Here is an 18,825-nt window from a genome sequence, read left to right on the forward strand (position 1 = left end):
CCCTCCGCCTGAGCCTTACGTCGCTCTTCACGCGACGCCCTATCGATAGCCAACAGTGTGTTTCCTTTCGTAAGGAGACCCGGCCCCTTACACACACCATTTGACACGCTCTCGGCTGCCCCGCTCAATGGCATCACAGGCCGTCCGGCGGGCGCGGCTTCTACTACGTGAGAGGTCAGTCCCGGGCCCACTCCAGCGAAGACTGCCAATTGCTCTCGAAGGGTCTCAAGCAACTCTGCCGGCGCTTCGGAACGGAGGTGATGAAGACGGTTGGGTCCGCGGTCCGCAGCAAACCGATCACCAAGACTACGCGGCAGATCCGCTCCCGCCAGAATGAGGTGAGAGGGCGGCGTCTTCATCACGATGTCACTGATGTTCCCAAACATTGAGCCGCTCATCGAGTGAACGACTGTTTTCAGTCCAGCCATTCGCCCGGTTCGTTCGATGGCTTCAGGGAGGCGCGGATCCATCAACGCGTGATACTCCGAGAGCAGCACCGTTACGCGCGGGCCATCGGGTTCTCCGATGACGAGACCGGGGATCTTGTCGAACGCTGCGAGCATTCCCCGCGTGCTCGGCACCCAGTCCACCCTGAGTCGAGCATCACGAGGGACATTGTCATCAGCTTCGAGCAACACTGAAAGCTGGGCAACCGCACCCAGACGCTGCCCAGCCGCAGAACCGTCCTCTAGCACGGCGCCAAGGACCACACGGCGAAGCCGACCACCCGCGACCGATCCAAACAGTTCCGCGCCACCATCTTCGTCGAGTGGGGCGTCCGCTACTAGAGGTGCGGATGAGAGGAGAGCCTTCCATGCCTCCGTGGTCAGATGTTGAGGCAGCCCGGGGATCGGTTCGATGAGCATCGCTCGGAGATAGTCGAGGGATGGTCCGCTGGCGGGAAGCGCGAGCGGACCGAATGTCATCGAAGGGTAGGCCTTCTTGCGCTTGACGCCAGCACCAAGGGGATGCCATCGCTCACCAACGGGCGGAGTGCCGGTCAGAATCAGAGGCGCTCCGACAGGCACGCGGATGTCTACCGCGGCCATGGAATCACCCCAGCATGTATTCGAGCGGAATCCGCAGCTTTAGAAGTTCGTGCAGGGGAAGAGTGCTGAGCACTTCGAGGATGCGCTCCCTCTGGCCCGCGTCGCGGCTGGGATCCACGAGCGCAGATGCGTAGCTCGTGCGCACCGGCGCATCCGCAGCTGGGGAGGGCGCAGCCTCCAGATAGATGTCACTCCGCGCGATTCCGTTGTCGCTGGCCCAGCGGTTAGCGGCGGCGAGAGTATTGGCGCGGAACGACTTTTTCCACCGGCGCTCAACCGTCGGAACTTCGCGAACGGCCGCGTTGAAGCCCGCAGCTGGATCTTCCGTGCGCAGACCCGCCTCAAGCGCATCCTTCGTGTCCGAATCGGGCAGATCGCTCGCGAACTGCCTCATCCAATCAATGCGCTGCTCGCGCGATGGCGCGGAGACGGTAACGACACCCTCGGGCAGCGGGTCCGTCGCGATCCCCGTCAATCTGCTCCGCCGGTCATAGGAATATGTCACCTCGGGGTTCCAGTTCACAAAGGCGCGCCAGAGATCACGACGAAGAGTCGACCCAAGGCGGACCCGGGCCGTCGTGGGACCTGCCGGACGCAGCTCGACATCATCCGCACCACGCCGCGACGTAATCAGGCCAGCTGCCACTGTTGCCTCGACAACCTCCCGGAAGGTGCTGAAGGGCGTTACCTCAAGCGAGAATGTGGGCTCAAGTCGACGCATATGCGCTGAGACTCCCGCGGCACGAGTCACCCGCCCCCGGTCATGCAGATCCGAAACGGCGCGCGCCGCCAGTTCAACTACGTCCTCAGCCGTGAACTGCCGGGGCGAGACACGCTCGTCCCCGGCAGTCACGCTTGAAGTCGTGAGGCGAGGCGTTTGGCTTCCTGACTTCGATGGATGGTTAGCGTCGGTCATGTTGACCTTGGAGCCGGAATTGGGCTCCTCTTGCTCTCTCATTGAAGCGATCATGCCAAACTCCTCGCGCGTTGAAATACCGCCCCGGTCGTCGCCGGGGTCACGCGAGAAACAGTCAGACACTCATACCTTCCGCTTTTCGCCTAGCAAGCTAGGTGTATACCTCATCGGTCTATGCCTCAGCTCAGAGACCATGCTGACAAGTCTCAAGCGTTGCGATAGTGCGGTCAGTTCGTAGCCTTGACAAGCAAGACGTCCGTTCCTCACGTGAAATTATACCCAGCGCCACCCACTCCTCCAAGCCCTACGCGAGTAGTGGGCCTGCATCCGACATGTACGCGGCTTAACGCAGGAACTATCCACACAGCGAACTCAGGGCGGTGCCGACCCGAAACGTCGCTGCTCGCGTGGGTTCGGCTCCAACGATTCGTTAGCTGGGTTCCTGCCGGATGCCGGGTGTTCTCGACCCGCGGGGCTTGATGCAGTTCGGGATGCTCGGAGGCCTCTCGTGATCGTCAACGAAGTCTCAACACCGGAGATGAAGTGGACGACGACCACGACCTCCGGCGTCACACCGATGGGTTTCACACCGCGCATAACGGTGGTGTGAGCAAATCAGAGATCCAAGTCCAGTTGTTCGACCACGGCGGCGGTATCGTCGTCGGCACGTCCGACATTCAAGAGGCGCGGATGCGCATGCGGAAACGTATCCAAGAGGAATGGGAGACGTCGAGTCCGGTCCCTTGGCAGATGTATGACTTCACGTATCGGGAGCCACATGTGGAGCTCGGACGCATCGTCGAGGATCCGGCAGATCTCGACTACGCCCGCTGGGTGCGCGTCGCGGATGGTGTACCCGCTGTCGTGTGGCGGTGAGTCAGGCTACCTTATGACGGAGCAAGTGGTTGAGAAATTTCGCCTGCGCCTGAATCCCGTCGACGGTGCTCACATTCTCGTTGAGCCAGACGTCCTCGTTGTCGGGGAACGTGTCGAGCTGCTCCTCGATCCCCGCTCGCCCCACGACGATGCACGCATGGCGATGCCGGCTCGTGAGCACGCACAGCCGCCCGGCATCTGCGTGGAACTCGGTGGCATCTCGGCGTCCCGATAGCGGGTGCCAGACTATGACCACCGCGAACTCACGCCCCTGCAGGCGGTTCGCGGTATCCACGACGACGCTGTCGAGGGGCAAACCGAGCTCCGCGCAGACACGCCGCACCTGGCCGACTACCGCGGACTTCTGGGAGTTATGCGCCACTCCGACAGCGATCTGAGATGCGCGGAGGGTCCCGATTGCCTCGCCGTCGCGGAGCGTCCCACCCCTGGCCAGCAACTCGCGCACTACGTCGCCGATGGTCTCCGCGATCTCGAGGTCAACTTCGGGCATCAAAGCCGCCTCGAGCTCGACGAAGGCCCAACCAGTGCTGGCAGCTTGCAAGACTGTCCGCTGCACGTCACGGTTCATCGCAGCGAGCGGAAACGTCAGGGCGCGTGTTCCGGGAGCCTGCCCGGCTTCGAAAGGTCGGAGGTAAAAGGCGTCGGAGATGACCGGCGCCGCGCGCTCATCCAATCGCCACGACACCGGCAGCGTGATCTGCGAAGAATTCGGGTGGGTCCGCAGGATGGTTGAGGCCGCGTTTCCGGTGCTCGGGACGGGGCGGCCCCGGAAGTACCGGTCGTCGGCACTGGTGAACGGATCGAGCTGGCCAGGATCGCCCACGAGCAGCAGACGCGTCGAGATGCGACCCATATGCAAGAAGGCATCCGAACGCATCTGGTATGCCTCGTCAACGATGACCAGCGGCCATGGTTCGGGGGCCTCCACCGTCGCCCACTTGGCACCGGTCGCGACGATGATGTCACACCCAGTGAGGTCGTTGAGGCGTTGTGATCCTGCGATACCGGGGAGCCCTGCGATGTCCGACGGCATGACGTAAGTCCCGGAGTGCAGACGCCCGATGGTAAGGCCACCGGCGAGCCCATCAGCAACGAACCCTCGGACGAGGTCGTCGGCCTGATGATTTGTCTGAGCCGCCACCGGCACCCGCACCCCAGTGGCGGCCTGGCGGCGCGCGAGTTCGCGGACGAGAGTGGACTTTCCGGCGCCGGGAGGGCTGTCAACCACGGTGGCTCGCGGCCCGGACCCCACTGAGTCCCATATCGCTTCGACGGCAGAGCGCGAGGCGTCGGCGGGGTTCATGACGCCTCCAGATCATGGGTCCACGGCACTGTTGCGAGCTTCTCAACACGATAGAAGCCGGCCTCCGTGAGCCTGCTCGCGAGAAGGGGGTCTCCGACCCGGGGAAGCCGGCCCACTCGTGCAGGCTGATTCGCGCCGCCGACCACCATGACCTCAACCGGGTCGAAGGCGTCGGCACGCACCGTGCCGATCACCTCGAGGCGAACGTCCGGGAGCGAGTGGAGGTGGAGCTCATCCCCCGGCCCGAGATCGCACGCCAGGATAGGCGAGATCGTCAGCCGTGGCCGTAGCTTACGTCCGTCTTTGGCGGTGAGGTTCGCGGCCGTGACAGTGCCGTCGAGAATTTCCCCCTTGCTTGCGTACCGCGCGAGCACCAGTCGGTCGCTTTGGGCCATCTGCGCCTCCAGGGTCTGTTGGCGGTCCTCATGGCGGGAGAGGGTGACGGCACTGTCCGTGGGGCGAGGGATAGTGCGGAATCGCGCACCATCGGGCGATCCCATGCGCAGGAGGTGAGCCGTCCGCGAGTCCAGATCGTCCCGATAACGCTGTGCCGCGTGATCGGACGGCGTTGTGCCCTCGATGATCGTGCGACTGCGCCACAGGTCGTTCCACGCGGGAAGGAGCTGTTCGCGCAGTTGCTGTTCGTAGAGCCGCCTGTATGTGTCGCGAGTGCCCGACGACGTGGCTCGCCACCGCTTGCTGAATCCCTCCAGATACTCCGCGTCCCAGTTGGGGTCGGTCAGCGGCCCGGCGGGCGGTTGCTGCTCTCCGCGACGGGCCGCCTGCGGACCGGTGAGACCCGACGGGGGATCCACCCATCCCAGCAGCGCGGCGAGGTTGAGGTCCTCAGCCGGAAGCTGCCCGGTCTTGAAGTGGAGGGTGAGAACATCGGTGGCAATGTAGACCATGCTCGAACCCGGCGTGATCATGATGTCCCGCAAGGCGGACAAATTCTTGCCCGCGGTGGGCACAGACTCGGCTACAGCGAACTCGCCTTCCGTCTGGAGGTTGCGCGTCCACCGAGCAACGACGCCGAGTAGCCACTGTGCTGTGGCGGGGTTGGCGAGCATCAGTTGGGGTCCGTCAGCCTCCTCAAGTCCGCAGGAGTCGAGGTAGTCGTTCAGCGCCGCCCCGAAGCGGGCGAGAGCGTCGAAGCGCTCAGCGCGGTTACGCGGCTCGGGGATCGCGATGACCGTGGCGGCGTCAGGGTCAGGCTTGTCGCCAAACATGAACGCGAGGGGCGCGCCCGCATCCCCGGCGAGGTGGTAGCCGACGACCGCGAACGGTCGCTCCACGAGATGAGTGTGCCGGTGAAGAGTTATGGGGACGGCCTTCTCCGTCTGCGCGGCGAGCAGCGCCTGGTACGCGTCGAGCGTGTCCATCAGGCTGCCTCCGTCGCTCGCGCATGCGCAGCAGCCGCGCGCTGGAGCATGGCTGCCAGAGCGTGTTCCGACAGTGAGGCCGGCGTCTGAGCGCCGTGGGCGAGCGCGAGCGCGTCGTCGACGGATGCCACCTCACCGCATGCGCCTGCGACGGCGGAGCCGAGCCGAGCGGTAGAACGTGCATCCTGCGCCTCGTCACGGCAGATTCGGAACATCGGGCACTGCTGGCAGCCATCCCCAAAGCGGAAGGGCAGGCGGTCGATCACGTTGCGCGCGTTCTGCACAAGCTCATTTGTGCGCGGAACGCGGGAACCGTAGCTCGGGAGGCTCAGGTCGATGCCAAGATCGGCCACGAGTGCTTCGACGTCGGGCACGTGGGCGAGTCGGCGTTGCAGTCGAGCGACCTGCTGCGACACATCGACGAGCAGACCGGCAGGCCGGAAAGTAAGACCTGAGGGCAGGATGAGCAGGACCTTGGTACCAACCCGGTCGCGGGGATAGCCGAGGTCTTCGGCAAGTTCCTGCAGGCTGAGAATGTGCGCGGCCGCCTCGCGCGCGGTTTGTCCTACTTTTGCGGGGTCGGCTTCTCCATCGAGATAGTCGAACGTCTTGACCATGACGAGATTCAGCTGCCCAGCTTCGGCGAACGCGAGAGCGTCTTGTTCGAGCCACGCGACGCGAGGACCGACCCGGAGCGGTGTGGCCGGGTTGATCAGCATGTTGAGCGCGTTCGGATCGCCGTCGAGGATGTGTCGGATGTGCTGGCGCGTCATCCGCCCACGAAGGGTCTCCTTCGACCCCAGCTGGGCACCGTCTGCAACCTCGGACATGTCGCGCTTGCGCACCTCGGCCAGCTCGAGTCCGAGGTGCTGACGCCCCAGGGCGAGGATCTGCGCATGCTCGTGGTTCTCGAGAACTCGCTGGAACTGCGCGGCGCGGCTCATCGCTTGGGGTGACTGTCGGTCGAGAACCCCTGTCACCAGCCCCGCCAGCTTCGTGGTGTCGACGCCGGCGCCATCGAGGATGGCTCGACGGTCACACCCGGGCGCTTCTACCACCGCTGCGACCCGACGTGCGGTGAGCCGCACCTCGGGAAATCCGCCCCGCAGTCGGTTGAGACTGTCCATCATGAAACCCGCCTCCCGACGGCCCCCAGCGCCGCTACTCCGAACAGTTGCTGTTCGCCTGTCAATTGAGCCCGCGCGCGGGCGGTAGCTGCTGCACGTTCTTCGCGGTCCTCTGGCTCGATAGCCTCCAGCTCGGCGATGACTGCAGCGTCGACCTCACGCATGGTCGGCGACGCAGCGCGGCCGATGAACGGCATGAGGGACCGTCCGATGGTGACCACGAGCTTGTCAACGGCGGGCGCCCACGGCGCTTGCGGATTGTCGAGAACGAGCCTCGTGAGCGTTTGCGTCGCCAGCATCACATCCACGCGTGGCGACGCGGGGCCGATAAGTCGGCGACTCATGTCCCAATCGCTCAGGGCGAGCACGCCGCGCACTGGCGTGTAGCGGTCGAAACTGAGCGCCGGCACGACCAGCTGCGTCTTGCTCTGCGCGCCGTGCGGGTTCTCGGCATATGCGCGGTAGCTCCGCAGCTCGTCGCGCCGCATCGAGGCCAGCGCGCTCGTGTCGATCACGTAGTCAAATCGCGCACGCGCAATCTGGGTGACGAACCGAGCCGCGAGCGGACGTTGCACCAGTCTCAGCGTGGAGATCACCTTGACCCGCAACGACGGGCCCGGAGAGAACGGAACCTCCGCGACAGGCGGGCGCGTCATTTCGCGCAGGAGCAAAGCACGCTGCTTCTCAAGCTCCTCAACCTCCGCCATCAAGTCGGGCACTGCATCCATCCGACCGACGGAGAGCGCATCGCGAACACGCGCGTTCGCCGCGTCTATGGCGTCGAGCACTGTTCGCATGGGACCATTCATAAACTCACGGTACCACGCTTTTCCATGTTTGCCACGTTTATCGGAGAACTACCACGCTTTCGATTGCGCTGGAATCTTTCCGATACTGGCGCGAGCTCGGGTTCATGCCTCCGATGGTGCGACTGATGTGGAAGTCTTGTCGCGCTTCGAGCGAGAAGTCGTGGGCGCGCGCAATGTCGGCGATGATGCCAGGGACGTCGTTATGAACGTTCTTGTAATACCCGTCTTGCACGACCATCACCAGCGGCGCATCGGGCGCCATGACTCGGCGCAGCTCCTTCAGTGAGGCATCCATGGCGGCGTAATACTGCCGAAAGTACTTCGTGTAGTAGCCCTGCGAGGCGGCCGACGGGTGCTCGCGGACTTTCCGGAGGAACGCGGATGCTTCGGCCCCGAGCGAGTCATCATCCTGATCCTCGCCGGTGATAGTGGGCGTGCCAACCATTGCCCCGCGCAAGTAGGAGAGATCGGCCTCTTCGAACCGCAGTACGGCAAGCTCCGGCCGGGTCGCAATGCCGTAGTCCATCCGAGTGCAGTACGGAGGGGAAGTGACGACCGCACCGACTTCGTCGTCCGAGAGCGGAAGGTGCCTGCTGTCGCCAACAGCGAGCTTGACCGACGTGCGCGTATCGAATGCTTCGCGATGCAGGCCCTGGGCGAGTTCAGCCGCCGCCGCCCGGAATCGCTCGATAATCACCTTCTTCGGGATCCGCAGTGCGGCGCCCGCCGCGGGCCGTTTCCACCAGGTCGGGTTCGTCCCCGATGTTGGTGAGGCCAGCGCTCGAACTGTCCGGAAAAGTGCGGTGTAGAAGAAGGACGCGAGCGAGCTCAAGGAGTTCACATCCTGGAGGACCTCATCGGTCGCCGCGCTGTCGATGAGTAGGCGCCGAATGCTCAGTTCGAGTGCGCGGAGCTGGGCCGCGGAGTCAGGCGAGAACCAGAACCTCAGGGGGTCGTCAGTCATCCTCACTGGATGGGCGTGGCCAGCCACATCCGCCGCAAGTGCGTTAATCGAGCCCTGGACGCCCGCACCCAACAGCCGTGCTCGAGCGATCACAACCGTGACCGGGTTGACATCGAAACCGAACGCGGCCTGACGGCGCCCAGCCGCCACGACCGTCGTTGTTCCACTCCCGTTCCACGGGTCCAGCACCGTGCGAGCGCTCGGCGCGAGGGTCTCGAGCGAGTACTTCACAAATGCGGAGGAATAACCGGCGTAGTAGCGGTACCAGGAGTCCTGGTTTCCCGCGCCTGACGTCACCTTGGGATTGGGGAAGGTGAGATCAGTCCGCATGGTCCCTCCTTCGCTCAGTGATCCTATGCGCATTCTGCCCCCAGCTCCCGATGGACCCGCGGCGGGGCCCCGGTGAGGACCCGCCACGCCGCAGTCAGAGCGCAGCAGCTCCGGCGCGCGACAGCGCCATGAGGCCAGCCGATCTCAACGGGTGGGCTGCGCCGCTCCGAAGACGCGGGCGATGGACTAGCTGACCATCGAGGACCAGCTTTGATCAGGCATTCTATTCACGGACTTGTCTGAAGTAGCTTCAGAATGCCGCCGTCGCTACCTCGGCAGACTCCGCGGGAACCCAAGTCCAATCTTGAGCGCGCGCGGCGACGGCTGTCCAATCAGACTCTGGAAACGACATCCACTGAAATCCCATCGGTCGCGACCGTCGGCGAAGCCCGACCCCGATGTCGGACCCCCTTCGTACTATCGAAAGTATGAACGATACTTCGGCGGGGTTCGGCAGCGACGGCGATGTCGCCGAGCTGGCGCAGATCGTCGCGGGAGTAGAGAGTGTGGATGCCACGCTCCGCCAGGCCGAGGTCGCTCAGCTGCGGTGGTTTGCGCGGGCGGGGCAGCTGGCCGAGGGGCAGGCTGCGGGCGCGACGCAGTCTGTGAAGGCGCACGAGATGGCGCTGCGGTCGATCGCGGCTGAGCTGAGTGGCATCCTGCGCGCGTCCGATCGCACGGTGCAGCGGCGCATCGATGAGGCGCGCACCGTGGTCGAGGACTACCCCGCAACGCTCACCGCGTGGGAAGACGGCCGCATCACCCGCGGGCACGTGCGGGTCATCGTCGACGCCGGGTGCGTCGTGCCCGCCGAGGCGCGCGAGCGGTTCGAGGCCGAAGCGATCGCGCGATGCGAGAAAGACACCCCGAACCGGGTGAAAGCGGGGCTCGAGATCCTCGCGGAACGGTTCGCCGAACGCTCCTTCACCGACCGGCACCGCGACGCCGCCAGGAGCCGCTGCGTGCGCGTCATCCCGGGTCGCGACGGCATGAGCGACGTGATCGCGACGGTTCCGACCGTCATCGCCGACGGCATCTTCGACCGCCTCACCCAGCAAGCCCAGATCATCGTCGACGCGCGCGAGCGCGGCGACGACGACACCCGCCGGATCGACGAAGTGCGCGCCGACGTGTTCGCCGACTTGCTGCTGGCCGGTGCCCCCGCCCTCGACCCCACCGCCACCGGCGATGCGCCCGGGCCGCTCGGTGCGATCCGCGCGCAGGTGCAGGTGATCGTCCCCGCCCTCACCCTCCTCGGCGACGACGACGGCCCCGCCGACCTCGTCGGCCGCTCCCCGATCGACGCCGACACCGCCCGCCTGCTCGCCACCCACGCTCCCTCGTGGGCGAGAGTGCTCACCGACCCGGTCGAAGGCACCGTGCTCGCCGTCGACCGGTACCGCACCCCCTGGCCGCAACGCCGCTACCTGCGCGCCCGCGACCAGCACTGCCGATTCCCCGGCTGCCGCCAAGCCGCGATCCGCTCCGAGATCGACCACACCATCGACGCTGCGCTCGGTGGACCCACCGCCCTGTGGAACCTCGCCCACCTGTGCCAGCGACATCACTCGATGAAGCAATTCACCCGCTGGAAAGTCGTCCAACTCGCCGCCGGAGTGTTGGTGTGGACCTCCCCCACCGGGCGCGTCTACCGCGAAGACGCTCCCGCGCCACCCGTGTCGTTCCAGCCCGCACCGCTCGCCGCCGCGCACGGCGCCCACAGTTCCACGACCGACCCGCCACCGTTCTGACCCTCGCCCGCGCCCCCCGACCACGCTCGCGCCCCCGCCGATGCGCCGCCCCGCGGCATCCATCGCACCGCGCGCGAAACGCCGATACGCTCGCCGCACAGCGGGAATGCGAAGCGGAGGTTCGGCGATAAGTGAACGAACGAATGCGACCGGCACGCGCGACGGCGCGGCCGAGACCACCACCACACCGCCCACTCCCAGCCGCCCGCGCCCCACCCTGCGCGAGCTGATGCGCCGCTACCCGTGGGTCGCGGCGACCATCACTGTCGCGATCGTCGGACTCGCTCTGCAGCTGATCCCGGACATCGGTGGCACCCTCACCGCCTGGCTCGTCAGCCTGTACTGCCTGACCGTCGCCGCGGTGCAGGCCTGGGGAATGATCCGCGAACTGATGTCGGGCGCCGTGGGCCTCGACATCCTCGCCATCACGGCCATCGTCAGCACCGTCGCCATCGGCGACTACTGGGCCTCACTCGTCGTCGTGCTCATGCTCACCGGCGGCGAAGCGCTCGAAGCCTATGCGAACGCCCGCGCCCGCAGCGAAGTCAGCGCACTGCTCGACCGCACCCCGCGCACCGCGCACCGCGTGACACCCGCCGACACCGGCGGCTCCGACACCGTCACCGAGATCGACGTGAACGACGTGAACGTCGGCGACCTGCTGCTCGTCGGCCCGGGCGAAACCGTGCCCGTCGACGGCACCCTCGCCGACGACGAGGCCGAGCTCGACGAGTCATCCCTCACTGGCGAGAGCCTGCCGGTCAGCCATGTACGTGGTTCGGCCGTGCTGTCGGGCTCGGTCGCCGGCGACCGCCCGATCCACGTGCAGGCGACGGCGCGTGCCGCCGACAGCCAATACCAGCAGATCGTCGCACTCGTGCAGTCGGCCTCCGACAGCAAAGCCCCGTTCGTGCGGCTCGCCGACCGCTACTCGATCCCGTTCACCATCGTCGCGTTCCTCATCGCGGGCATCGCCTGGTGGGTCTCGAAAGACCCCACCCGCTTCGCGGAGGTGCTCGTCGTCGCAACGCCCTGCCCCCTGCTGATCGCAGCGCCGGTCGCCTTCATCGGCGGCATGAGCCGCGCCGCCCACGAGAACATCGTCGTCAAAAGCGGCGGCACCCTCGAACAGCTCGCGCAGATCACCTCCGTCGCCTTCGACAAGACCGGCACCCTCACCTACGGCCGACCCGAGGTCGACCACGTCGAGGCATCCGCAGCCTTCAGCGGAAGCGACATCGTGCGCTACGCCGCCTCGGCCGAGCAGTCGTCGCCGCACGTGCTGGCCCGCGCGATCACCGCGCACGCGGGCACCGCCGACCTGCTGCCCGCGAGCGACGTCGAAGAGTCGTCGGGCAACGGCGTCACCGCCACCGTCGACGGCCACCGCGTGCAGGTCGGCAAGCAGTCGTGGATCGTGACGGATGCCACCGCCCCCGACGTCTCCGCACTCGAGCCCGGTCAGATGGCGGTCTACGTCGCCGTCGACGGCGCCCCCGCCGGCCGCATCGTGCTCACCGACCACGTGCGCGACAACGCCGCCGACACCCTGCAGCGCCTGCGCGACCTCGGCATCGACCACACCGTCATGCTCACCGGTGACGCGCAGGCGACCGCCGAGCACATCGCCACTCCCCTCGGCATCACCCACGTCGAGGCGAACCTGCTGCCCGCAGACAAGGTGCGCGCCGTCTCGGCGATCACCGACCGCCCCGTCATGATGGTGGGCGACGGCGTCAACGACGCCCCGGTGCTCGCCGCCGCCGACGTGGGAGTCGCGATGGGCGCGAAGGGCTCGACCGCCGCCAGTCAGTCGGCCGACGTGGTCATCATGGTCGACGACCTCGGGCGCGTGCCGACCTCGATCACCATCTCGCGGCGCACCGTGCACATCGCCCTGCAGAGCATCGGCATCGGCATCTCGCTCAGCATCATCCTCATGCTCATCGCCGCGTTCGGCGTGATCCCCGCCATCATCGGCGCCGCCCTGCAAGAAGCCGTCGACCTCGTCTCGATCCTCAACAGCTTGCGCGCCGCCCGCGCGCCGCGCGGCAAGGAACAGAACAAGACCCGCGCCGCGAGCACCACCGGGGCCGCCGCCGGCACCGGCACTGACCCGACCGATCGGCAGCACGCCTGAGCGCGAACACCGACGCGCGCACGCGCCCGCCGCAGGTCAGCTCCCCGAACCCCCGAGCCCTGCGCCCCTGAGCCCAGAATCCCCGAGCTCCGCAACGCCCAGCCGCACGGCACCGGTCGCCGTGAGATGCAGGCCGGGCGCCGGCGGCAGCGACGTCAGCGCGGTCACCGCGACGAGCCCTTCACCCGCGAAGACCTCGACCGACCCGTTGTCGACGACGATCGTGACCCGCTGCACCGCCCCCGCGGGCAGCGCCGCGCGCTGCACCCCCTGCGCGTCGGACACGTCCTCGAACACGGCCCGCCGCCGATCGACGCGCACGAAACGCTCCGCGCCGCTGACCGTCACGACGACGCAGCGCTCCGCGTCACCGAGCCGCACCTCGGCCATCGCCGCGCCGTCGACCTCGAGGTCGATGCGCGCCGCCTCCGGCAGCACATCGTCGACCGAACCACCGGCCGGCACGCCCTCGAGCACGCCGGCTTCCCGCCCGAGCACCGGCGTCGAGACGAGCCGCGCGCGCCCCTCGACGCAGCGCAGCGCGAGCCGCCGCGCCATCGTCATCGCACCGCGCCACGGCGAGGTGGGCACGCGCTTCGCATAGTCCCAGTTGCTCATCCACGCGATGAGCGTGCGCTGCCCGGTCGGCAGCCCGGCGAACGTCACCCCCGCGTAGCAGTCGGGGCCGAGGTCGACCCAGTCGAGTCCGTCGAGCTCAGCGGCATCCGCGTCGACGCACGGGTGCGCCACATCGGGAACGAACCGGATGCCGTCGAACTCGCCCACGACGTACTGCGTGGCCGATCCCCCGGCGACACCACCCGGGTAGAGCGACACCAGCAGCACCCATCGCACGCCCGCAGCCGAGCCCGCACCGCTGACGTACGGGAGCGGGAAGAGATCCGGACACTCCCAGACCCCGCCGACGGCGCCGGCCGGTCCGTAGTCCGAGAGGTAGGTCCACGAGAGCAGGTCGTCGGAGCGGTAGAACAGCACCCGCCGCTCGGCCGCCTCGACGGCGACCATCACCCAGTACGCGTCGTCCGCGCCCGCGTAGCGGAACACCTTCGGGTCGCGAAAGTCGGCCGAGCCGCGGTCCAGCACCGGGTTGCCCGCGTACTTCTCCCACGTGTACCCGCCGTCGAGACTCACCGCGAGCGACTGCGCCTGCAGGCCGTCCCTCCGCGCCGACGTGTACACCGCGACGAGCGGCGGGTGCTCGGCGGTTCCGAGGCCACTCGTGTTGCCGGCATCCGACACCATCGACCCCGAGAACACCTGCTCGTGCTCATCGAAGAGCAGTGCGACCGGATGCTCCCGCCACGACACCAGGTCGGCGCTCGTCGCATGCCCCCAGCTCATGTTGCCGTGATCGGCGCCGAGCGGGTTGTACTGAAAGTAGAGGTGGTAGAGCCCGTCGTGGAAGATCAGCCCGTTCGGGTCGTTCATCCAGTTCGCCTGCGGCGTGAAGTGGATGCGGGGGCGCGCCGCCGCCGGGTCGACCTCGGCGGCGGCGCGCATTCCTGACTCCTGACCGACAGGCATCCGTCTGGGGTCGGTTACTTGACCGACCCGGCGGTGAGCCCGCGCACGAAGAACCGCTGCAGCGAGAAGAACAGCACGAGCGGCACCACGAGCGTGATGAACGATCCCGCCGCGACCCGCTGCCAGCCCTGGCCGTACTGACCGAGCAGCGTGTACAGCCCCTGGGTCAGCACCGCGTTCGGGCCCGACTGGATGAAGATATAGGCCACCAAGAAGTCGTTCCACACCCACAGGAACTGGAAGATCGCGAACGACGCGAGCGCGGGCACCGACATCGGCACCACGAGCCGCCAGAAGATCTGGAAGTGGCTCGCCCCGTCGACGCGCGCCGCCTCGATGAGCGAGTTCGGCAGCGTCGACATGTAGTTGCGCAGAATGTAGATCGCGAGCGGCAACGCGAACGTCGAGTGCACGATCCACGCCGCCGGGTACTGCCCGATGATCTGGATGCCCGTGGTGTTGCCGAACCAGACGAACAGCTGCAGCACGGGGATGATCGCGAGTTGGATCGGCACCACCATCAGGGCGAGCACGACGGCGAAGTAGATCTCTTTGCCGCGGAACTGGAAGAACGTGAACGCGTAGGCGGCCATCGCGGCGACCATGATCGGCAGCACGGTCGCCGGGATCGTGACGGCGAGCGAGTTCCAGAACGACGTGCTGACGTTCAGCGACTCCCACGCCTCGCTGAAGTTGTTGAGCGTCCAGTTCTGGCCGAACGGGTTCGTGAACACCGTCCACCAGCCGCTCGAGTCGACGTCGGCCTTGTCGCGCACGCTCGTGACCAGCAGCCCGACGAGCGGGAACAGCCAGGCCACCGCGATGACGCCCATGATGATCGTGATGAGCACCCGCGGCTTCGACCGCTCGCCGTCGACCGCCTTGCGGCGACGCTGCGGGGTGGGGGCGACGATGGCGAGCTTGCCGTCTTCACCGAGGACGGGGGTGGGGATGGCGGTCATCGCAGTTCCTCCTGCGCCTTGTAGCTGCGGATCTGGTAGACGATCAGGGGCACGACGGCGACCATCAGCACGATGACGACCGCGGCGGCCTTGCCCGGGTTCTGGAAGCTGAACAGCTGGTTGTAGAACTCCACCGCCAGCACGCTCGTGTTGTACTGCCCGCCGGTCATGGCGTAGATGATGTCGAAGATCTTCATCACGAAGATCACGATCGTCACGAGCACGGCGAGGATGGTGCCGCGGATCTGCGGCACGATCACCGAGAAGAACAGCTTGCGCTCGCTCGCACCGTCGAGCCGGCCCGCCTCGATCGTCTCTTCGGGAACGCCCTTCACGGCCGCCGAGAGCAGCACCATCGCGAAGCCGACCTGCAGCCAGATCGCGATCGCCATGATGAGAAAGCTGTTGAGGCGTCCGGTGTCGACGGTCATCCACGGCACCGGGTCTGCGCCGCCGGCCGTCCAGATCGCGTTGAGCAGACCCGTCTGCGGCAGGCCGGGAGCCTTGTAGTCGTAGATGAAGCGCCACGTGACCGCGGCGGCGACGCCCGAGATGGCCATCGGCACGAAGATCATCGCCTTGTAGGCCGTCTCGCGCTTCTTGCCGAGTCGGTCGGTGAGCACCGCGACGACCAGACCGATGATGACGGATGCCGCGGGCACCACGATCACCCAGAGCACGTTGTTCAGCAGAACGCCGAGGAAGCCTTGGCTCGTGAACAGGTCGATGTAGTTCTGCAGTCCGACGAACTCCGCGCCTTCGCCGCGGCGCTGGCTCGCACGCATGAAGCTCTCGATGAACGTGCGGATGGCGGGGTAGAGCAGGAAGATCGCGACCAACACGATCACCGGGGCGAGGAAGACGTACGGCAGCAGCCGGGCCTTCCACTTGTCGCGGGTGCGCTCGACCACCCAGTTGAGGAGCCAGAAGATGAGGAAGGAGATTCCGAGGCCGAGGACCACGGACACCACTGCGCTGATGATCGCCATCTGATGCCGCCTGACGTCGTTGTGAGGATGAGAGGGGTGGGTGCGACCGCCGGGGTTCGGGTCCCCCGCGGTCGCACCCGGGGTCGCCTAGTTGTTGGCGGGCCAGGAAGCGTCGATCGCCTTGAAGGCGTCTTCCATGGTCGTCTGTCCGGCGAACCAGCTGGTCAGCTGCGTCCACTCCGTACCGGCGCCGACTTCACCCGGCATCTGGTCGGAGGCGTCGAAGCCGAACACGGTCGCGTTCTTCAGCAGCTCCTGCGAGTTCTTCTGGAACTCGGTCGTGTACGAGCTCGCGTCGAACGTGTTGTGCGGCGAGAGGAAGATCGACTGGCTGGCGTAGCCGTTGGTGCCGAAGTCCTTGCTCGTGATGTACTCGACGACCTTCTTCGTGGCATCCGTCTTCGAGAACGCGCCGACCAGGTCGCCGCCGCCGAGCATGGCGTTGTCGGTGCCGGCGGGCGAGGGGAGCTGGAAGAAGTTCACGTTCGACAGGTCACCCTTGGCCACCTCGGCCTTGATGTTGTCGGGGAAGAAGTCGGCGATGAACGAGCCCTGGCGCATCATGAAGCACTGGCCGTTGGCCTTACCGTCGACGAACAGCTGGTTGCCGGCCGTCTGGAACGACGTGGTCGCCGCGGCGGGGCCGCCGCCGTTGACCTGACCCTCGGCGAGCAGCTCGGTGGCCACCTTGTCGCCGGCCTTCTTGACCAGGTCGCTGTCGAACTTCACGTCACCGGTGATCCACTTGTTGTACTCGTCGAGGCCGCCGTAACGCAGCACGTACTCTTCGAGCCAGTCGGTCGCCGGCCAGCCCGTCGCGGCACCCGATTCGAGGCCGACGCACCACGGCGAACCGAGGCCTTCGTCGACGACCTTCTTCTCGAGCGCCGTCATCTCGGCGTCGGTGGTCGGCACGGTGAGTCCGGCCTTCGCGAACGCGGCCGGGTTGTACCAGACGAGCGACTTGACGTTGATCGAGTAGGGCAGACCGTACGTCTTGCCGTCGATCTGCGCGATCGTGCCGAGGCCGTTGGCCTCGTCGGAGGTGATGCCGGCCACGTCGATGCCGAGGTCTTCGAGCGGGTACAGCTGGTTGACCTGGCTCTTCAGCACGCCCGGCTGCGGGTAGATCGCGATGTCGGGCGGGTTGCCGGCGGTGGCCCGGGCGACGACCGCGGTCTGGAAGTCGGTGTTCCCGTCGTAGGTGACCTTGATGCCGCTCGTCTTCGACCACTCGTCGAGGTCGGCCTGGAACGCCTTGGCCTGCGCGTCAGTGAACGCGCCCATGATGGTGACGGTCTGGTCGCCGCCGCTGCTGTCTGTGCTCGAGCCGCCCGAGGCGCCCGAACATCCTGCCAACGCGATCGCGCCCACGGCGATCACGCTCAGGCCGATAAACCTGTGTCGAAGCATCTTCACTTCCGTTCTCTCGTGGGAGTCGATCTCCCAAAACGTTTTGCAAGCCCGACCGTACTCTGCCGGTGCGACATGCGCAAAAGGTTTTGGGTAACGAAATGGTAACGAACGTTACGGGTGGCCGGACGCGCGATTTCTCACGGGCGCCAGCACTCGGCGCCCGCAGCGCTCAGCGCGGAGGAGCCACCGATTCGCGCTCGACGAGCGTGCCCCGCAGCAGCCGGTGCGGGTGCGGCACCTCGTCGCCGTCGAGCATCGCGAGCACCGTCTCGACGCCCCAGCGGCCCATCTCGTAGTGCGGCAGGGCGACCGTCGTGAGCCCGGGCAGGAGCGATGCGGCCACCGGCTCGAAGTCGTCGACGCCGACGACCGAGAGCTCCTCGGGCACACGGATGCCTCCGCGCACCGCGACCTGGTACACCCCCATCGCCATGGGGTCGTTGAAGGCGAACACGCCGGTCGCCGCGGCAGCCGGCCCCTGGGTCATCTCGGCGAACGCGGCGCGCCCGGCGCGGGCATCGGCGGGCTCGGGCACCGTCACGATGCGCGGAACCTGACCGGCGGCCTGCATCGCCGCGGAGTACCCGGCGATGCGTCCGTCGCGCGCGCTGCCCGGCTCGGAGATCGTCAGGTGCGCGATCTCGGTGTGGCCGGCGCGCAGCAGCGTCTCGGTCGCGAGGCGCCCGATCTGCACCTCGTCGGGCACGGCCGAGGGCATGTTCCCCTCGGGGTCGGAGGTGTCGAGCAGCGCCGTCGGCACGCGCCCGAGTTGGGGCGGAAGGCTCGTCGCCTCTTGGTGGAACATGCGCGCATAGACGATGCCGTCGACCTGCGCCGACATGAGCGCCGTGAGCTGATCGAGCTCGATCGCGGCATCGCGGTTCGAGTTCACCACCACCAGCAACTGGTCGCGCTCGGCCGCCGCGTCTTGGCCGCCGAGCACCACGCGCGTCGCGAACGGCGTCGTGGCGATGTCGTCGGAGACGAACCCCAAGATGTTCGAGCGGCGCGTGCGCAGGCTGCTCGCGAGCCGGTTGGGCGCGTAGCCCAGGTCTTCGGCGACCTGCAGAATGCGCGCGCGCGTCTTCTGCGCGACCTGGCCGCGCCCGCTGAACGCGTGCGAGACCGTGGTGATCGAGACGCCCGCGGCGCGCGCGACGTCTTCGATGCCGACCGCGCGGTCGTTGCGTCGAGACGGCATGGCACCCCATTCTTCTTCGGCCACACCTCAGGCTAGTGGGGCGC

The 18,825-nt window shown here is 66.9% G+C and carries 15 protein-coding genes; 3 read left to right on the forward strand and 12 right to left on the reverse strand.

Translation table 11 applies throughout. The features are described from left to right. Positions 1-1,049, reverse strand: a 1,049-nt coding sequence (locus tag G3N18_RS06545) for a hypothetical protein (protein ID WP_196383515.1), incomplete at its 3' end; no start/stop codon positions are given. Positions 1,050-1,053: 4 nt separating this feature from the next. Then, entirely contained in the window at positions 1,054-2,019 is a 966-nt protein-coding gene (locus G3N18_RS06550) for a hypothetical protein (protein WP_196383516.1), read from the reverse strand. Positions 2,020-2,508: 489 nt separating this feature from the next. Between G3N18_RS06550 and G3N18_RS06555 the strand changes: the two genes are divergently transcribed. Beyond that, positions 2,509-2,841 carry a hypothetical protein gene (locus G3N18_RS06555; protein ID WP_196383517.1) on the forward strand — a complete coding sequence of 111 codons (333 nt, stop codon included), beginning with the start codon at positions 2,509-2,511 and terminating at the stop codon, positions 2,839-2,841. A gap of 1 nt (position 2,842) precedes the next feature. Here G3N18_RS06555 and G3N18_RS06560 read toward each other — a convergent pair whose 3' ends face one another. From G3N18_RS06560 to G3N18_RS06580, 5 genes are read right to left on the reverse strand one after another with little or no spacing between them, the layout of a single operon-like run. Further along, positions 2,843-4,165: an AAA family ATPase gene (locus G3N18_RS06560; protein ID WP_196383518.1), complete on the reverse strand. Its 1,323-nt coding sequence runs from the start codon at positions 4,163-4,165 to the stop codon at positions 2,843-2,845. Beyond that, positions 4,162-5,547 carry a hypothetical protein gene (locus tag G3N18_RS06565; RefSeq protein ID WP_196383519.1) on the reverse strand — a complete coding sequence of 462 codons (1,386 nt, stop codon included), beginning with the start codon at positions 5,545-5,547 and terminating at the stop codon, positions 4,162-4,164. The genes G3N18_RS06560 and G3N18_RS06565 overlap by 4 nt, the downstream gene beginning before the upstream one ends. Next, positions 5,547-6,635, reverse strand: a complete 1,089-nt coding sequence (locus G3N18_RS06570; protein WP_196383520.1) for a hypothetical protein — start codon at positions 6,633-6,635, stop codon at positions 5,547-5,549. The genes G3N18_RS06565 and G3N18_RS06570 overlap by 1 nt, the downstream gene beginning before the upstream one ends. Before the next feature lie 38 nt (positions 6,636-6,673). Further along, positions 6,674-7,471, reverse strand: coding sequence for a hypothetical protein (locus tag G3N18_RS06575; RefSeq protein WP_196383521.1), 798 nt, complete (start codon positions 7,469-7,471; stop codon positions 6,674-6,676). Between the two features lie 49 nt (positions 7,472-7,520). Then, on the reverse strand, positions 7,521-8,777 hold the full coding sequence (locus G3N18_RS06580) for a hypothetical protein (RefSeq protein ID WP_196383522.1): 1,257 nt from the start codon (positions 8,775-8,777) through the stop codon (positions 7,521-7,523). A 428-nt stretch (positions 8,778-9,205) separates the two neighbouring features. On the opposite strand from G3N18_RS06580, the gene G3N18_RS06585 reads away from it, so the two are divergent. Further along, the gene (locus tag G3N18_RS06585) at positions 9,206-10,528 is read left to right on the forward strand and encodes an HNH endonuclease signature motif containing protein (protein ID WP_196383523.1); all 1,323 of its coding nucleotides are present in this window, start codon (positions 9,206-9,208) and stop codon (positions 10,526-10,528) included. Between the two features lie 229 nt (positions 10,529-10,757). Beyond that, entirely contained in the window at positions 10,758-12,668 is a 1,911-nt protein-coding gene (locus G3N18_RS06590; protein ID WP_196383524.1) for a heavy metal translocating P-type ATPase, read from the forward strand. Positions 12,669-12,704: 36 nt separating this feature from the next. On the opposite strand, the gene G3N18_RS06595 is transcribed toward G3N18_RS06590, so the two are convergent. From G3N18_RS06595 to G3N18_RS06615, 5 genes are all read right to left on the reverse strand, one after another. Continuing rightward, the gene (locus tag G3N18_RS06595; protein WP_196383525.1) at positions 12,705-14,189 is read right to left on the reverse strand and encodes a glycoside hydrolase family 32 protein; all 1,485 of its coding nucleotides are present in this window, start codon (positions 14,187-14,189) and stop codon (positions 12,705-12,707) included. Between the two features lie 38 nt (positions 14,190-14,227). Next, positions 14,228-15,175: a carbohydrate ABC transporter permease gene (locus G3N18_RS06600; protein WP_196383526.1), complete on the reverse strand. Its 948-nt coding sequence runs from the start codon at positions 15,173-15,175 to the stop codon at positions 14,228-14,230. Next, the gene (locus G3N18_RS06605) at positions 15,172-16,164 is read right to left on the reverse strand and encodes a carbohydrate ABC transporter permease (RefSeq protein ID WP_196383527.1); all 993 of its coding nucleotides are present in this window, start codon (positions 16,162-16,164) and stop codon (positions 15,172-15,174) included. The genes G3N18_RS06600 and G3N18_RS06605 overlap by 4 nt, the downstream gene beginning before the upstream one ends. Positions 16,165-16,251: 87 nt before the next feature. After that, positions 16,252-17,577 (reverse strand): ABC transporter substrate-binding protein, encoded by a 1,326-nt coding sequence (locus tag G3N18_RS06610; RefSeq protein WP_230403938.1) that lies wholly within the window; start codon positions 17,575-17,577, stop codon positions 16,252-16,254. 172 nt (positions 17,578-17,749) lie between these two features. Further along, entirely contained in the window at positions 17,750-18,781 is a 1,032-nt protein-coding gene (locus G3N18_RS06615) for a LacI family DNA-binding transcriptional regulator (RefSeq protein WP_196383529.1), read from the reverse strand. Positions 18,782-18,825 lie beyond the last annotated feature (44 nt).

The organism is Microbacterium paulum, from assembly GCF_015707995.1.
Taxonomy (GTDB): domain Bacteria; phylum Actinomycetota; class Actinomycetes; order Actinomycetales; family Microbacteriaceae; genus Microbacterium; species Microbacterium paulum.

What these genes read in the sequence shown, in the direction of transcription:
- G3N18_RS06560 (WP_196383518.1), bottom strand. Translation starts at nt 4,165, where the DNA reads ATGAACCCCGCCGACGCCTCGCGCTCTGCCGTCGAAGCGATATGGGAC.
- G3N18_RS06590 (WP_196383524.1), top strand. Translation starts at nt 10,758, where the DNA reads ATGCGCCGCTACCCGTGGGTCGCGGCGACCATCACTGTCGCGATCGTC.
- G3N18_RS06615 (WP_196383529.1), bottom strand. Translation starts at nt 18,781, where the DNA reads ATGCCGTCTCGACGCAACGACCGCGCGGTCGGCATCGAAGACGTCGCG.
- G3N18_RS06580 (WP_196383522.1), bottom strand. Translation starts at nt 8,777, where the DNA reads ATGCGGACTGATCTCACCTTCCCCAATCCCAAGGTGACGTCAGGCGCG.
- G3N18_RS06565 (WP_196383519.1), bottom strand. Translation starts at nt 5,547, where the DNA reads ATGGACACGCTCGACGCGTACCAGGCGCTGCTCGCCGCGCAGACGGAG.
- G3N18_RS06605 (WP_196383527.1), bottom strand. Translation starts at nt 16,164, where the DNA reads ATGGCGATCATCAGCGCAGTGGTGTCCGTGGTCCTCGGCCTCGGAATC.
- G3N18_RS06595 (WP_196383525.1), bottom strand. Translation starts at nt 14,189, where the DNA reads ATGCGCGCCGCCGCCGAGGTCGACCCGGCGGCGGCGCGCCCCCGCATC.
- G3N18_RS06610 (WP_230403938.1), bottom strand. Translation starts at nt 17,577, where the DNA reads ATGCTTCGACACAGGTTTATCGGCCTGAGCGTGATCGCCGTGGGCGCG.
- G3N18_RS06550 (WP_196383516.1), bottom strand. Translation starts at nt 2,019, where the DNA reads ATGATCGCTTCAATGAGAGAGCAAGAGGAGCCCAATTCCGGCTCCAAG.
- G3N18_RS06585 (WP_196383523.1), top strand. Translation starts at nt 9,206, where the DNA reads ATGAACGATACTTCGGCGGGGTTCGGCAGCGACGGCGATGTCGCCGAG.
- G3N18_RS06600 (WP_196383526.1), bottom strand. Translation starts at nt 15,175, where the DNA reads ATGACCGCCATCCCCACCCCCGTCCTCGGTGAAGACGGCAAGCTCGCC.
- G3N18_RS06575 (WP_196383521.1), bottom strand. Translation starts at nt 7,471, where the DNA reads ATGCGAACAGTGCTCGACGCCATAGACGCGGCGAACGCGCGTGTTCGC.